Raw genomic sequence first — 14032 nt, forward strand, 5'->3', positions numbered from 1 at the left:
CCGACACTGCGCATTCCCGGCTGACCTTGGAACGGCCCCAGGCCCGGGCGCGGACGGTGGGTCCAGCAGACACCGACGCCCCGGACGGCGAAGGCCGCCGGTGGCACGACCGGGAGGAGAAGCGATGATCGAACGCGGGAACACCACCCACCGCGCCGAACTCGACGAGCAGCTCGCGCACGAGGCGCAGAGCATCGTCCAGGGGCACGGCAGCAACGCGCACGTCGAGGAGTTCCGACAGTCGGAGCCCGTCCCCGACGACACCGACGCCCCGGAGACGGTCACCGCCTCCGGGTACGACGGCGAACTCGAGGGCGAACTGCAGGACGACGCCACCAACGTCCTCCCCGAGGACGACGCGGACCTGGCCGACCCCCTGCCCTCCGGCGAGGGCGACGGGGCCGACGCCACCGTGTACCGCACCGAGACCGGGGAGGGCAGCACCGATGGCACTGACGCAGAATGAGGCACCGCACCTGCAGTCCGGCATCGCCGAGCGGCTGAAGCGTGGCGGCACCTGGACCTGGGCGTACGTGGACGCATCGGGCGACCGCGAGGACCCGCAGCACCTCGCCGCGCTGCAGCGCCGGAAGGCCGAGGACGTGCTCCGGTCGGCCGGTGCGGACGCCGACGTCATCGACACCGTGATGGCCGAGCTCGAGGAGACGCCCGGGGTGCCGGCGCCGGTCAGTCGGTACGTGCTCGTGCACGACGGCGAGCTCGTGCTCAGCGAGGTCCTGCCCGGCGCGATGCACGCACCGACCTCGATCGGCCACGACCCCGTGCCCGACCTGCTGCCGCTCCTGGCGCACCGGCCGCTCGACCTGCCGTTCCTGATCGTCGAGGTGGGCCGTGAAGGTGGTGGCTACCGCGCCTACCGCCTGGGCCACGCCGACGTGCCGGACCAGCGCGACGAGCAGCGCGTGCAGGGACGCACCGACACGCTCCACAAGTTCCAGGGCGGCGGCTGGGCGCACCTGCGGTGGCAGCACCACACCGAGGAGATCTGGCGCGACAACCAGAACGAGGTCGCCACCGCCATCGACGAGGCGTTCCGGCGGTTGCAGCCGAAGCTCATAGTGGTCGCGGGGGACATCCGCGCACGGGGGCTCCTGCTCGACCAGTTGTCCACCGAGGCGCGCGCCGTCGTCTCCGAGGTCCCGGTCGACACCCGGGCGTCGGACGCGTCGGAGACCGCGCTCGTCGAGCACGTCGACATCGCGCTCGCCCGGGTCATCGCGACCCGCCGGCACGACTTCGAGGACCTGCTCCGAACCCACGTCGGCCGCGGGGACAACCAGACGGTCGCCGGCATCGGCTCCGTGGTCGAGGCGCTGCAGCAGGCGCAGGCCTCGGTCGTCGCGATCGACGCCGCCGCGATCGGCGACCGCACCCTGCTCGCGCTGGGAGCGGTGCCGTGGATCGCCACGGCACCCGAGCAGGCGGCGGGCGCACCGGTCATCGGACCGGTCCCGGCCGTGTGCGCGATCGTCCGGGCGGTCGCCCTCACCGACGCGGAGCTGCTGCTCGTGAACGCCGCGTCGCTCCCGAACGGTGCGCCCGCCGCAGCGTTGCTGCGGTGGCCGGTGGGACCGGCGGTACCGGCCGCCTGAGCGGTGACCGGACGACGGACGGGAGGCCCGGTGCCAGCTGGTACCGGGCCTCCCGTCCGTCTCGGCGCGATCCTGCGGGCCGCCCCGACGGCCGCGTATAGCGTCCCGGCCATGACCGACGACCGCCGACGTGAGCTCGGCACCAGCGACGCACCCGTGGAGGACGAACTCGCGGAGTCCTTCGACGCGACCATCGAGGAGGGCGCGGAGCGGCTGCAACGGACGACCCGGGCCGTCCTCGTCACGGGGTTCTTCGGCGGCCTCGAGGTCGGTCTCGGGGTGATGGCGTACCTCGCCGTGCTCACCGAGACCGACAGCCACCTGCTCGCCGGGCTGGCCTTCGGCATCGGCTTCATCGCGCTGCACCTGGCGCACAGCGAACTCTTCACCGAGAACTTCCTGATGCCGGTCGCGGCCGTGGTCGCCCGCGAGGGGACCGTCCTGCAACTCGTGCGACTGTGGGGCGGCACCCTCGTGGCGAACCTGGCCGGGGGATGGGTGTTCATGTGGCTCGTCGTCCAGGCGTTCCCGCAGTGGCACGCCACGCTCTCGGAGTCGGCGCACCACTACGTCGACGCGCCGTTCGGACTGCAGAGCATCGTGCTGGCGGTCCTGGGCGGCAGCACCATCACCCTGATGACGCGGATGCAGCAGGGCACCGACTCGGACCCCGCGAAGCTCGTCGCCGCCGTCGCGGGAGGCTTCCTGCTCGCCGGGCTGCAGCTCTTCCACTCGATCCTCGACTCGCTGCTCGTCTTCGGGGCGGTCCAGTCGGGTGCGGACATCACCTACGGGCAGTGGCTCGGCTGGTTCGGGTACACGCTGCTGTTCAACGTCCTCGGTGGGCTGGTGCTCGTGACGGCGCTGCGCCTGCTCCGGACGAAGGAGCTCATGCAGGACCGCCGACGGGAGTCCCAGGACGATCCCGAGCGCGCCGACCACGAACAGGGCTGACGGGGGCGGCGCGAACGGTCAGTCGTGCGAACGGTCGCGTCGGGGCACCAGCGGGACCGCGAGCAGCGGGAGCACCGCCACGATGCCGAACGACGCCGCGAAGCCGAGCGCACCGACCAGCGCCCCGATGCCCGGAGCGACGGCGCTCGCCGCGATGAACTGCCCGGTGTTCTGCGCCCCGAGCGCGCGCCCCGACCAGAACGGTCCGGCCGCCTCGGCGACCGACGTGTACGCCAGCCCGTTGTCGGCGACCGTCACGCTCGTCGCGAGCACCAGGAACACCGCAGCCCCGGCGAGATGCGACGCGTCGACGACCGCGAGGACCGCCATCACCACCGCCGCACTGACCGCGACGATCCGCAGCGGACCGACGCGCGACCCGGCGCGGTCACTCCAGCCACCGACCAGGATCCGGCCGATCGCCCCGACGAACTGCGCCGCGCCGACCAGCAGCCCGGCCGCCGGCGTCGACCAGCCGAGACCGACGAGCCAGACGAGTCCGTACGTCGACAGCGTGAACTGCGGCACCACGAGCAGGACCGACACCGCGTGCACCCGCCACAGGAACCCGCTCGACCGGTAGGGGTTCGCGGTCGCCGTCGTCGCCACCGCAGCTCGGGCAGGGCGTGGCGGGTCCGTGATCCCGATCGCGCAGCAGACGGCGAGCACCGCGCACAGCACGATCGGCAGGACCAGGGCCGCGCGGATCCCGGAGCCCTCGGCGAGCTGCGGCACCGTGACCGCCGCGAGCGTCACCCCGAGCGGCTGCGACATCTGCCGGATCCCCATCGCGAGTCCCCGGCGCTCCTTCGGGAACCACCCCACCACGACCCGGCCGCTCGCCGCGTTCGTCGAGGCGCTCGTCATGCCGCCGGCCAGGAACGCGAGGCCGAGCAGCACCGGGTCACCCGCAGCCAGCCAGGCGCCGACCACGGCCAGCGTGGTGAGCACGAGTCCGCCGGCGATGACGACGCGCTCGCCGAACCGGTCGGTGATCGCGCCCCAGGCGATGAGCGTCAGGACCATGCCGAAGGTCGGGGCGGCGGCGAGGACCCCGGCGACCGGCAGGGACGTGCCGCGGGTGAGCAGGTGGGGGATGAGGAGCGCCGGCGCGGACACGACGAGCGTCCCCGCCGCCTGGGCCGCGACCCCGAGCGCGAGCATCGTCCAGGCGCGGGCGGTGACCGGCGTCGTCGGAGTGCTCCGGTGCGGGGCGTCGGTCGTCGACATGGCATCGTTTCGTCACGGAACGGATTGGTATACCATCACGGTATACCATTCCCGCCATCCCGCCGCTAGGCTTGTCCGCCGTGACCGACCCGACCGACGATGCCCCCGTGTCGCAGACGGCGCAGCTCTACGACAACCTGCGCGCGGCCATCCTGACCCTCGACATCGCACCGGGTGAGCGCATCTCCGAGCGCGGCCTCGAGGCGCGGTTCCACGCCTCACGCACACCCGTCCGCGCTGCACTGTCGCGGCTCGAGCGCGAGGGCCTCATCCTGCACGAGGGGCGCTCGTGGACGGTCACGCCCATCGACCTCGACGAGATCGCCTCGCTCGCCGAACTGCGCGGCATCCTCGAACCCGCTGCTGCGCGGTTGGCCGTCCAGCGCGCCACCCCCGAGCAGCTCGCCGATGTCCGCGGGCACCTCGACGCCCTCCGGCCGACGCCGGACCAGCAGGCCGGGATCCGGATGGGGTCGACGTTCCACCTCGACCTCGCCGCGCTCGGGGGCAACCGGTTCGTCACCGACGCCATCGCCGACGCCCTGACGCGGCTCGAGCGCACCCGGTGGATCGAGGTCCGTACTCCCGAGGCGCGCGACGCCGCCTGGGACGAGCACAGCGCCATCATCGACGCGGTGCGGGACGGCGACGCCGACCGAGCGGCGGAACTCGTGGCCGCGCACGTCGCCGGCACGAACGACCGGCTGCTCAGCTGGATCGCCCAGGAGCGCCGACGCCTGCGCGGTGCGGGCATGACGATCGTGGGCGCGACCGAGCGCTGACGCTGGCGGCGTGTGCGAGGTGCGCCGGGCCTCCTGGCCGTGACGGGGGAGGCCCGACGCGAGCCGCTAGCGCAGCTCCGTCGTCTCCTGCGACGCGTCGAGGTCGTCGAACGTGCGGATCGAATCCGTGCGTTCGAGCAGCGCGTCGCGCACCTCGGCCTCGTCGTGGCTCGCGCGGAGTGCGAGCTTGCTCCCGGAACGTGTCGACTGTGACATGTCGTGTCCTTCCCCTGCGTGTGGGCAACCTGATCGGTGCGGGCACGCGGCCCGCTGGTGCGCTTCCTCACGGGACGTACTGAGGTCGGAACAGTGTCGCGCGACCCCCGCTGTCCCGCAAGCGTTTCCGGCACCGTGTGGAGAACTCCCGGGACACGGCATGCCTAGGATGGTCCGGCCGCACAGCGCGAGGCGCGGCACCAGCGGACGTCGAAGGGGAGGCACGGGTTGGCCGACCAGCGCACCGCACCTCCCACGGTCTACGACGTCGCCTCTGCAGCCGGCGTCTCCATCGCCACCGTCTCGCGCGTGCTCCGCACCCCCGACGCCGTCCGCGAGGGCACCCGGGACCGCGTGCAGGCGGCGATCCGGAGCCTCGGGTACGTCCCGTCCGGCAACGCCCGGGCCCTCGCCGGCAAGCGCACCGGCGTCGTCGGACTGCTGCTGCCCGGGTTCGACGTGGTGCCCGACGAGCGGCCGGACCTGGTCACCGACGGTGGCGTCCGCGTGGTCGACGACCGGCGCCACGTGACGCAGCCGTTCTCGTCCAACCTGTACTTCGACGAGGTCCTGCGCGGCGCCGAGACCGAGGCCTGGCAGCGCGGTCTCGCGCTCATGGTCGCCGCCGGCCGGGGATCGTCGCGCGACGTCATCGTGAACGACGTCGCCGGCCGCGTCGACGGCCTCGCCGTGCTGGCGCAGACCGTCCCCGACGACCTGCTCGAGCACGTCGCCCGGCGCATCCCGGTCGTGGTGCTCGCCGACGACCGGCGCTCGCACGGGTTCGACTCCGTCAGCGTGGACAACGCCGCGGGCATGCGGACCCTGGCGTCGCACGTGATCGGACGCCTCGGCATCCGATCCCTCGCGTACGTCGCGGGTCCGATCGACTCGCCGGACGACATGGAGCGCTCGGCGGGGTTCCGCGCGGCGCTGGCCGACCACGGGGTGCCGGCCTCGGCGGTGCGGATCGTGCACGGTGACTTCGGGCGGGCCCGGGCGCGGGAGCTCGCGGTGTCGCTGCTGTCGGACGACGTGCCGCGCGCCGTCGTCTGCTCGAACGACCAGTCCGCGCTCGGGGTGCTCGACGCCGCCGCTGCCCGGGGGCTCCGCGTGCCCGAGGACCTCGTCGTGACCGGGTTCGACGGGATCGACGCCGGTCGGTTCTCGTCGCCGCGGCTCACCACGGTGCACCAGCCGATGGGGGCGCTCGGGCGTGCTGCCGTGCTGGCGATCGTCGACCGGCTCGAACGTCGCGAGGGACCGCCGCGCGCCGTGCGTCTGCCCGTCGAGGTGCTGCTGCGCGAGAGTTGCCCGCCCGCGCTGTAGTCGTCGTGCGTGCCGTCGCGAGGCCGCACCGTGCGACGTTGCGCATTCCGTGCGACCTTCCGCGCCCCGTGCGAGCCCGCAGCAGTGCACAGAGCGGGCAACCTCGCACCAGTCGGCGCACCTCGCACCGTGCGCCGCCCGCCCTCAGGACGGCAACCTCGCACCAAATGATGACGGCCGCACCGTGCGACGCTCGACGCCGCCGCCCCCACTCCACCGTGCCGCCCCTCGAAACAACGCCCGCGCTTGCACGCCACGATGTAAGCGCATACATTGTGCACGTACCGAATCGACATGGAGGTCGACCGAGCAATGACGCTTCCCCCACAGCGCACGCGCGGCACGCGTGACCCAGGCCCCCGCCGCCGAGGCCGCCTCGTCGCGGCCATCGCCGGCCTCGCCGCAGTGGCCCTCGTGGCCACCGGCTGCAGCATCCAGGTCCGCTCCGAACCCGATCCCACCATCGGCAAGGACACGATGCTCATCAACGCGGACCGCGGCAACCCGCTGTTCGACCGCAACTTCAACCCGTACATCACCAACGCCCGGACGGCCTCCAAGTGGATGTACGAACCCCTCATCGAGGTGAACCCCCTCGACGGCAAGCGCAACCCCTGGCTCGCCAGCGCGTGGAGTCAGCCCGACGCGAAGACGATCGACATGACGATCCGCTCCGGAGTCGAGTGGTCCGACGGTTCACCGTTCAGCGCGAAGGACGTCGTCTTCACCTTCGACCTGCTCAAGAAGTTCCCCGCCATGGACGTCAAGGGCGCCTGGCAGCACATCGAGAGCATCGAGCAGGACGGTGACCACGTCGTCTTCCACCTCAAGAGCGAGGACGTCCCGAGCCTGACGATCATCGGCCAGACGTACATCCTCGGCGAGGACCACTGGAGCGGCGTGAAGGACCCGACGACCTGGCGCGACCCGAACCCGGTCGGCACCGGGCCGTTCGTCCTCGGCAACTACACCGACCAGCAGTACTCGATGGACAAGAACCCGAAGTACTGGCAGGCCGACAAGATCGCCATCAAGCACCTCATCCTGCCGGCGACGAACACCCAGCTCGACACCGTCACCCGCGGCTACGACTGGGCGTACTCGTTCATCTCCGACGTCGAGGGCACCTGGGGTGCCGCGTCGAAGACGAACAAGTACTGGTTCCCACCGGGCGGCATCACCGGCCTCATCCCGAACCTCACGAAGGCGCCCTTCAACGACGTCAACGTCCGCCGGGGCATCTCCCTCGCCCTCGACCGCGATGCCATCGCCGAGACGGCCACCGAGGGCAACCTGCAGGCCGCAGCACAGACCGGCCTGATCCTGCCCAACCAGGAGCGCTACCTCAACCCGGACATCCCCGACAAGGGGATGATCACGCAGGACCTCAAGGCCGCGAAGGCGAGCTTCGCGAAGTCCGGGTACGTGGAGCAGGGCGGGAAGCTCGTCAAGGACGGCAAGCAGCTCTCGATCACGATCACCACAGCCAACGGCTACTCCGACTGGCTGCGCGCAGTGCAGGAGGTCCGCAAGAACCTCGCCGCGGTCGGCGTCAAGGTGACGATCAGCGCACCACAGCCCGCCGGTTACCAGCAGTCGATCAACAACGGCGAGTTCGACATGGCGATGGGCGGCATGGGCAACGGTGACGTCTACCAGGCGTTCAACTCCCTGCTCAGCACCGAGTTCTACCAGCCCGTCGGCAAGTCGACGGTGAACAACTACGAGCGCTACAAGAACGCGGACACCCAGAAGCTCCTCGACGAGTACAAGGCCACGACGGACACCGCGAAGCAGCAGGAGATCCTCGACCAGCTGCAGCAGACCGTCTACGACGAGCTCCCCGTCATCGGCATGTACTACGGCGGACTCTGGGGCCTGTTCAACACCGGCAAGTTCGTCGGGTGGCCGAGCGCGAAGGACCCATACATGGCACCGCAGAACTACGACTCGGCACCGCTGCTCATCTTCACCAAGCTCCGTCTGCGTGACAGCGCCGCCGGACAGGCGATCCTGAAGCAGCAGGACGACGAGCAGCAGGAGGACCAGAAGTGAAGTACATCCTCCAGAAACTCGTCCTCTTCGTCCTGACCCTCTGGGCCGCGGTCACGCTGAACTTCGTGCTCCCGCGCCTGATGCCCGGCAGCCCGTCCGACGCCGCACTGGCGAAGCTCGGCCAGAACGGTCCGGTCACCGACGCCACCAAGAAGGCCATCGAGGCCCAACTCGGGGTGCCGACCGGCAACCTCTGGGACCAGTACGTCAGCTACCTGCACCAGGTCATCACCCTCGACTTCGGCACGAGCTACACGTTCTACCCGCAGCCCGTCGGCGACCTCGTGTCGAAGGCCCTGCCGTACACGCTGATCCTGGTCGGCGTCGTCACGATCCTGGCCTTCGTGCTCGGCACCCTGATCGGTGTCGCCGCAGCGTGGAAGCGCGGTACCTGGCTCGACTCCCTCCCCACCCTGTCGGGCAGCTTCATGTCGACGTTCCCGTACTTCTGGACCGCCCTGCTGCTGCTGTTCTTCCTCGGCTACGTGCTGCACTGGTTCCCGACCACGGGCGCCTACTCGGCCACGACGACGCCGGGCCTGAACGGTGCATTCTTCGGTGACGCACTGCAGCACGCGGTGCTGCCGGCGGTCACGATCCTGGTGACGAGCCTCGGTGGCTGGATCATCGGCATGCGCAACGCGATGATCAACACCCTCGGTGACGACTACGTGACCTTCGCCGAGGCCAACGGCCTCCGCGGGCGCACCGTGGCCATCCGCTACGCGGCCCGCAACGCGATCCTGCCGAACCTGACCGGTTTCGGTCTGGCGCTCGGTGGCGTGGTCGGCGGTTCCGTCCTGGTCGAGCAGGTCTTCGGCTACCCGGGCATCGGCTACCTGCTGTTCAACGCCGTCATCGGGCAGGACTACCCGCTCATGCAGGCCCTCTTCCTGATGATCACCGTGTCGGTGCTCATCGCCAACTTCATCGTGGACGTCATGTACGGCGTCCTGGACCCGAGGACGCGTCGATGACCAACGCAACCGTGTCGGTGCGCACACAAGAGAACGCACCCAACGAAGAACAGCAGGCGCCGTCCAAGTGGCGCGCCGCCGCCCGCCAGTTCGGCGTCGTCTGGTCGAACGGGAAGGCCCGGACCGGCATCATCATCCTCGGCGTCTTCGTGTTCGTCGCGGTCTTCGCCCCGCTCCTGGCTCCGTACGGCGCCAGCCAGAACGGCTTCGCCCGCTCTGCCGACGCAACGCCCGACCACTGGATGGGCACCACCGCCGCCGGCGAGGACGTCCTGTCCCAGATCATCTACGGCGCCCGCATCTCGGTCATGGTCGGCGCGGTCGCGGGCATCCTGTCCACGCTCGTCGCCGTCGCGATCGGCCTCAGCTGGGGCTACGTCCGTGGCTGGATCGCCGAGGTCATCGGGTTCATCGTGAACCTCTTCCTCGTCATCCCGGGCCTGCCGCTCATGATCGTCATCGCCGCGTACCTGCAGAACGGCGGCATCGCGGTCATCATCGCGGTCATCGTCGTGACCGGTTGGGCGTGGGGCGCTCGCGTGCTCCGCTCGCAGACGCAGTCGCTGCGCGGCCGGGACTTCGTCACCGCCGCCCAGTTCTCCGGTGAGGGTGCGACCCGTATCGTGTTCCGCGAGATCCTGCCGAACATGACGAGCCTCATCGTCGGCAGCTTCTTCGGAGCCGCCACCAGCGCCATCCTCGCCGAGGCGGGCCTCGAGTTCCTCGGACTCGGCGACTCGTCGATCGTCAGCTGGGGCACGATCCTGTACTGGGCGCAGAACTCGAACGCGCTCCTCACCGGGCAGTGGATCCTGCTCTTCGCGCCGGGCCTCTGCATCGCGCTGCTCGCGATGAGCCTCACCCTGATCAACTTCGGCGTCGACGCCGTGTCCAACCCGCGGCTGCGCGACGGCGCACGGCCCCGTAAGGAGAAGCGCGCATGAGCGGCTTGCCAGAAACGCACCCGGCAGACGGCCTGGAGGGGCTCACCGGCGCCGCCACGGGCCTCCAGTCCGACAGCGGTGACGTCCAGGGCGACGCCTCCGTCCTGCTCGACGTCCGCGACCTGTCGGTCGTCTACGAGTCGGCCGGCCAGAGCGCCGTCCAGGCCGTCGACCACGTGTCGTTCCAGCTCAAGAAGGGCGAGTTCGTCGGCCTGGTCGGCGAGTCCGGTTCGGGCAAGTCGACGCTCGGCTACGCGCTGACCCGGCTGCAGAAGCCGCCGGCACGCACGAACGGCGGCAGCATCGTCTTCGCGGGGAAGGACATCCGCGACCTCGACGACGAAGCCCTGCGCCAGCAGCGGCAGGGCGGCTTCGCCATGGTGCTGCAGTCCGGCATGAACGCGCTCAACCCGGTGCGCACCATCCGGAACCACTTCATCGACGTCTTCAAGGCGCACGGCCACGTGTCGCGCGACCGCTGGGACGCCCGGATGAAGGAGCTCATCGAGAAGGTGAAGCTGCCGACGTCGATGCTCGCCCGGTTCCCCGGGGAGCTCTCCGGCGGCATGCGGCAGCGCGTCTCCATCGCCCTGGCGCTCTCGCTCGAGCCGCAGCTCATGGTGTTCGACGAGCCGACGACGGCGCTCGACGTGCTCGTGCAGCACGCCGTGATGGACACGATCATCGACCTCCAGCGCACCGAGGGCTTCACGGCGATCCTGATCAGCCACGACCTCGGCATCGTCCTCGAGGCCACCGAGCGCGTCCTCGTCATGCACGAGGGCCGCATCGTCGAGGACGGCGGCTCCCGCGAGATCCTCCGTGACCCGCAGGACGAGTACACGCAGATGCTGCTGTCGCACTACGCCGACCCCCGCGCCGAGGTGGTGTCGTTGCCGGGCTTCCCGGACCGCTCGCTCCGTGCCGAGGCCGGCGAGAAGCGGCAGGAGACGACCTCGTCGTTCAGCACCGTCGGCTCCCGCGAGCGCAGTGCCGCCCGCAACCCGATCGTCGTCGACCACATCGTGAAGACCTACCCGGCTCCCCGCCGCGGTGAGCAGCCGGTGCAGGCCGTGCGCGACGTGTCGTTCACCCTCGAGCCAGGGCAGTCGCTCGCCCTGGTCGGCCAGTCCGGTTCGGGCAAGTCGACCATCGCGAAGCTGCTCACCGGCGTCGAGAAGCCGACCACCGGCACCGTCCGGTTCGGCGACCTCGACGTCGCCCGCCTCGGCAAGCGCGGCCTGCGGGACCTGCGCTCCGAGGTGCAGATGGTGTTCCAGGACCCGTACTCAGCGCTCAACCCGCTGCACACGGTCGAGTACACGCTGTCCCGGCCGATCGCGAACTACACCGGTCTGCGCGGCCGTGATGCCCGCCGTCGCATGCTCGAGCTGCTCGAGACCGTCGGCCTCACCCCGGTGGAGCAGTTCGCCCAGAAGCTCCCGCACCAGCTCTCCGGCGGGCAGCGGCAGCGTGTGGTGATCGCCCGGGCGCTCGCGAGCGACCCGCAGGTGATCATCGCCGACGAACCGGTCTCGATGCTCGACGTGACGCTGCGTGCCGGTGTGCTCGCGCTGCTCGAAGACCTCCGCGAGCAGTGGGGCGTGTCCCTGCTCTACATCACGCACGACCTGCTGAGTGCGCGGCTCATCACGGACGACATCATGGTGCTCCACGAGGGCGCCGTGGTCGAGCGGGGTCACACGGCCGAGGTGCTGCAGAACCCGCAGGACCCGTACACGATCGCCCTCCTCGACGCCGTTCCCAACCCGCGGAGGACCCTGCGCGCATGACGAACCTGCACGACTTCCCGACGGTCCCGCCGTTCGGACACCTGCCCACCCCGGACGGCGTCGACGTGGTCGGGATCGACGTCCCGGTCGGTCGGCTGACGGCCTACCGGATCGTGCCGGAGGGGGTGTCGAAGGGCGTCGTGCTGATCGTCCCCGGGTACACCGGCTCGAAGGAGGACTGGCGGACCTTCCTGCCCGTCCTCCGCGACGCCGGCTGGACCGCGGTCGCGATCAGCCGACGCGGTCAGGCCGACTCGGCCGCGCCGACGGAGCCGCGGGACTACTCCCTCGACGAAGAAGCGGCCGACGTCGTCCGGGTCGCACGCCTGCTCGACGACGGCGCCCCCGTGCACCTGATCGGGCACTCACTCGGCGGTGTGATCGTCCGGGCCGCCGCGCTCCAGGACCCGACGGCGTTCCGCGACGTCGTGCAGTTCTGCTCCGGCCCGCACGGCTGGCCGTACCGCAAGGTCGCCGAGTTGACGATCCTGCACGACACCGGCGGGAACCTCCGGCAGCTGTTCGACTCGACGAACCCGCTCTGGGCGTACCGGCCCGACGACGAGCTGCCCGATGACGTCCGGATGGTGCGCGACCGGTTCGACGCGACGAGCCCGCTCAGCGTCGTCGCCGGTGGCCACATCCTCGAGGACCACACCGACGCCTCCGACGAACTCCGTGCCACCGGCCTGCCGGTCCTCGTCGCCCACGGCGAGTGGGACAACGCCTGGCCGATCCCGTGGCAGCGGGCGATGGCCGAGCAGACCGGCGCCGAGTACGTCGTCATCCCCGCGAGCTACCACGGTCCCCAGGTCGAGAACCCGCTCGGGACGGTCGCCGTCTTCGACGCATTCCTGAGCCAGCACTGACCTGAGCCAGCACTGACCTGAGCCAGCACTGACTCGAACAAGCACTGAAAGGCACCATCATCTCCACGCTGCAGTTCCCCGACGGCTTCCTCTGGGGCGCCGCCACCGCCGCCCACCAGATCGAGGGCAACAACGTCAACAGCAACTGGTGGGTGCACGAGCACGAGCCGGACACCACCATCGTCGAGCCCTCGGGCGACGCGGCGGACAGCTACCACCGCTACCGCGAGGACATCCGCATCGCCGCCGAGCTCGGGCTGAACTCGTACCGGTTCAGCATCGAGTGGGCCCGCATCGAGCCCGAGCGCGGGTTCGTCAGCCGTGCCGAGGTCGACCACTACCGCCGCATGGTCGACGCCTGCCACGAGTTCGGCATCGAGCCGATCGTCACGCTCATGCACTTCACCGTGCCGCGCTGGTTCGAACGCGACGGTTTCTGGCGGGCACCCGACGCCGCCGACCTGTTCGCCCGCTACACCGCGGCCGCGCTCCCCGTCGTGCAGGACGGCGTCCGCTACGTCTGCACGATCAACGAACCGAACATCGCGGCCATGCTCGCGGGCGGCGAGGACGCGGCCAACCTGGTGGCCTTCGGCCTGCCGAACCCGGACCTGGGAGTCGCCGACGCCCTGCTGGCCAGCCACAAGCGGTCGCGCGAGGTCCTGTCACAGGTGTCGGGCCTCCAGTCGGGGTGGACCATCGCGACCCAGGCGTTCAAGTCGTCCGGCGAGCCCGGGGCGGACGCGATGCTCCGGGAGTACGGGTACCCGCGCGACGACTGGTACCTGGAGCAGGCCGCCGGCGACGACTTCCTCGGCGTGCAGGCCTACACGCGCACGTTCATCGGTCCGGACGGGCCGCTGCCCGTCGCAGACGACGTCGAGACCACCCTCACCGGCTGGGAGTTCTACCCCGAGGCCTCGGCCGACGGGCTCCGCAGCGCGTGGGAGCTCTCCGGTGGCGTCCCGCTGATGATCACCGAGAACGGCATCGCCACCACCGACGACTCCCGCCGGCAGGCGTACACGCAGGGCGCGCTCGAGGGCATCCACCGCTGCATCGAGGACGGCATCGAGGTCCTCGGCTACCAGCACTGGTCCCTCCTCGACAACTACGAGTGGGCCTCCGGCTTCCGCCCGACCTTCGGGTTGGTCGCGTGGGACCGCGAGACCTTCGAGCGCACGCCGAAGGACTCCGCCCGCTGGTACGGGCGGATCGCACAGGCGAACGCCCTCGAGTCGGTCACCGTCTAGGACGGTCGGCCCCGCAG

13 protein-coding genes are annotated in these 14032 nt (G+C 70.6%); 11 read left to right on the top strand and 2 right to left on the bottom strand.

The annotated features are described in order from the left end of the window. The first annotated feature begins 124 nt into the window (after nucleotides 1–124). The 3 genes from KK087_RS02390 to KK087_RS02400 all read left to right on the top strand — a co-directional run bounded on the left by KK087_RS02390 (nucleotide 125) and on the right by KK087_RS02400 (nucleotide 2567). Entirely contained in the window at nucleotides 125–466 is a 342-nt protein-coding gene (locus tag KK087_RS02390; protein ID WP_111224780.1) for a hypothetical protein, read from the top strand. Continuing rightward, nucleotides 447–1613, top strand: a complete 1167-nt coding sequence (locus KK087_RS02395; RefSeq protein WP_111224781.1) for a baeRF2 domain-containing protein — start codon at nucleotides 447–449, stop codon at nucleotides 1611–1613. Before KK087_RS02390 ends, KK087_RS02395 begins: the two co-directional genes overlap by 20 nt. A gap of 111 nt (nucleotides 1614–1724) precedes the next feature. Then, nucleotides 1725–2567: a formate/nitrite transporter family protein gene (locus KK087_RS02400; protein ID WP_214564085.1), complete on the top strand. Its 843-nt coding sequence runs from the start codon at nucleotides 1725–1727 to the stop codon at nucleotides 2565–2567. Between the two features lie 18 nt (nucleotides 2568–2585). Here KK087_RS02400 and KK087_RS02405 read toward each other — a convergent pair whose 3' ends face one another. After that, complete coding sequence (locus KK087_RS02405) at nucleotides 2586–3797, bottom strand: MFS transporter (protein WP_214564086.1); 1212 nt, start codon at nucleotides 3795–3797, stop codon at nucleotides 2586–2588. A gap of 80 nt (nucleotides 3798–3877) precedes the next feature. On the opposite strand from KK087_RS02405, the gene KK087_RS02410 reads away from it, so the two are divergent. Further along, on the top strand, nucleotides 3878–4579 hold the full coding sequence (locus KK087_RS02410) for a GntR family transcriptional regulator (protein ID WP_307858382.1): 702 nt from the start codon (nucleotides 3878–3880) through the stop codon (nucleotides 4577–4579). A gap of 66 nt (nucleotides 4580–4645) precedes the next feature. Here KK087_RS02410 and KK087_RS02415 read toward each other — a convergent pair whose 3' ends face one another. Then, on the bottom strand, nucleotides 4646–4795 hold the full coding sequence (locus KK087_RS02415) for a hypothetical protein (RefSeq protein WP_214529978.1): 150 nt from the start codon (nucleotides 4793–4795) through the stop codon (nucleotides 4646–4648). 228 nt (nucleotides 4796–5023) lie between these two features. Between KK087_RS02415 and KK087_RS02420 the strand changes: the two genes are divergently transcribed. The 7 genes from KK087_RS02420 (at nucleotide 5024) to KK087_RS02450 (ending at nucleotide 14015) form a co-directional block, all read left to right on the top strand. Continuing rightward, nucleotides 5024–6124 (top strand): LacI family DNA-binding transcriptional regulator, encoded by a 1101-nt coding sequence (locus KK087_RS02420; RefSeq protein ID WP_214564087.1) that lies wholly within the window; start codon nucleotides 5024–5026, stop codon nucleotides 6122–6124. 312 nt (nucleotides 6125–6436) lie between these two features. Further along, nucleotides 6437–8179, top strand: coding sequence for an ABC transporter substrate-binding protein (locus KK087_RS02425; protein WP_250900755.1), 1743 nt, complete (start codon nucleotides 6437–6439; stop codon nucleotides 8177–8179). Next, the gene (locus tag KK087_RS02430) at nucleotides 8176–9156 is read left to right on the top strand and encodes an ABC transporter permease (RefSeq protein ID WP_209132966.1); all 981 of its coding nucleotides are present in this window, start codon (nucleotides 8176–8178) and stop codon (nucleotides 9154–9156) included. Before KK087_RS02425 ends, KK087_RS02430 begins: the two co-directional genes overlap by 4 nt. Further along, nucleotides 9153–10100 (top strand): ABC transporter permease, encoded by a 948-nt coding sequence (locus KK087_RS02435; protein ID WP_214564088.1) that lies wholly within the window; start codon nucleotides 9153–9155, stop codon nucleotides 10098–10100. The genes KK087_RS02430 and KK087_RS02435 overlap by 4 nt, the downstream gene beginning before the upstream one ends. Beyond that, nucleotides 10097–11893 (top strand): ABC transporter ATP-binding protein, encoded by a 1797-nt coding sequence (locus KK087_RS02440; protein ID WP_214564089.1) that lies wholly within the window; start codon nucleotides 10097–10099, stop codon nucleotides 11891–11893. Before KK087_RS02435 ends, KK087_RS02440 begins: the two co-directional genes overlap by 4 nt. Next, a complete protein-coding gene (locus KK087_RS02445) occupies nucleotides 11890–12762 on the top strand; it encodes an alpha/beta fold hydrolase (RefSeq protein WP_214564090.1) in 873 nt (290 codons plus the stop codon). The genes KK087_RS02440 and KK087_RS02445 overlap by 4 nt, the downstream gene beginning before the upstream one ends. A gap of 56 nt (nucleotides 12763–12818) precedes the next feature. Further along, nucleotides 12819–14015, top strand: coding sequence for a glycoside hydrolase family 1 protein (locus KK087_RS02450; RefSeq protein ID WP_439647684.1), 1197 nt, complete (start codon nucleotides 12819–12821; stop codon nucleotides 14013–14015). Nucleotides 14016–14032: the final 17 nt, after the last annotated feature.

This window comes from Curtobacterium aurantiacum (assembly GCF_018598555.1).
Lineage (GTDB): Bacteria > Actinomycetota > Actinomycetes > Actinomycetales > Microbacteriaceae > Curtobacterium > Curtobacterium aurantiacum.

What these genes read in the sequence shown, in the direction of transcription:
- KK087_RS02390 (WP_111224780.1), top strand. Translation starts at nt 125, where the DNA reads ATGATCGAACGCGGGAACACCACCCACCGCGCCGAACTCGACGAGCAG.
- KK087_RS02395 (WP_111224781.1), top strand. Translation starts at nt 447, where the DNA reads ATGGCACTGACGCAGAATGAGGCACCGCACCTGCAGTCCGGCATCGCC.
- KK087_RS02400 (WP_214564085.1), top strand. Translation starts at nt 1,725, where the DNA reads ATGACCGACGACCGCCGACGTGAGCTCGGCACCAGCGACGCACCCGTG.
- KK087_RS02405 (WP_214564086.1), bottom strand. Translation starts at nt 3,797, where the DNA reads ATGTCGACGACCGACGCCCCGCACCGGAGCACTCCGACGACGCCGGTC.
- KK087_RS02415 (WP_214529978.1), bottom strand. Translation starts at nt 4,795, where the DNA reads ATGTCACAGTCGACACGTTCCGGGAGCAAGCTCGCACTCCGCGCGAGC.
- KK087_RS02425 (WP_250900755.1), top strand. Translation starts at nt 6,437, where the DNA reads ATGACGCTTCCCCCACAGCGCACGCGCGGCACGCGTGACCCAGGCCCC.
- KK087_RS02435 (WP_214564088.1), top strand. Translation starts at nt 9,153, where the DNA reads ATGACCAACGCAACCGTGTCGGTGCGCACACAAGAGAACGCACCCAAC.
- KK087_RS02440 (WP_214564089.1), top strand. Translation starts at nt 10,097, where the DNA reads ATGAGCGGCTTGCCAGAAACGCACCCGGCAGACGGCCTGGAGGGGCTC.
- KK087_RS02445 (WP_214564090.1), top strand. Translation starts at nt 11,890, where the DNA reads ATGACGAACCTGCACGACTTCCCGACGGTCCCGCCGTTCGGACACCTG.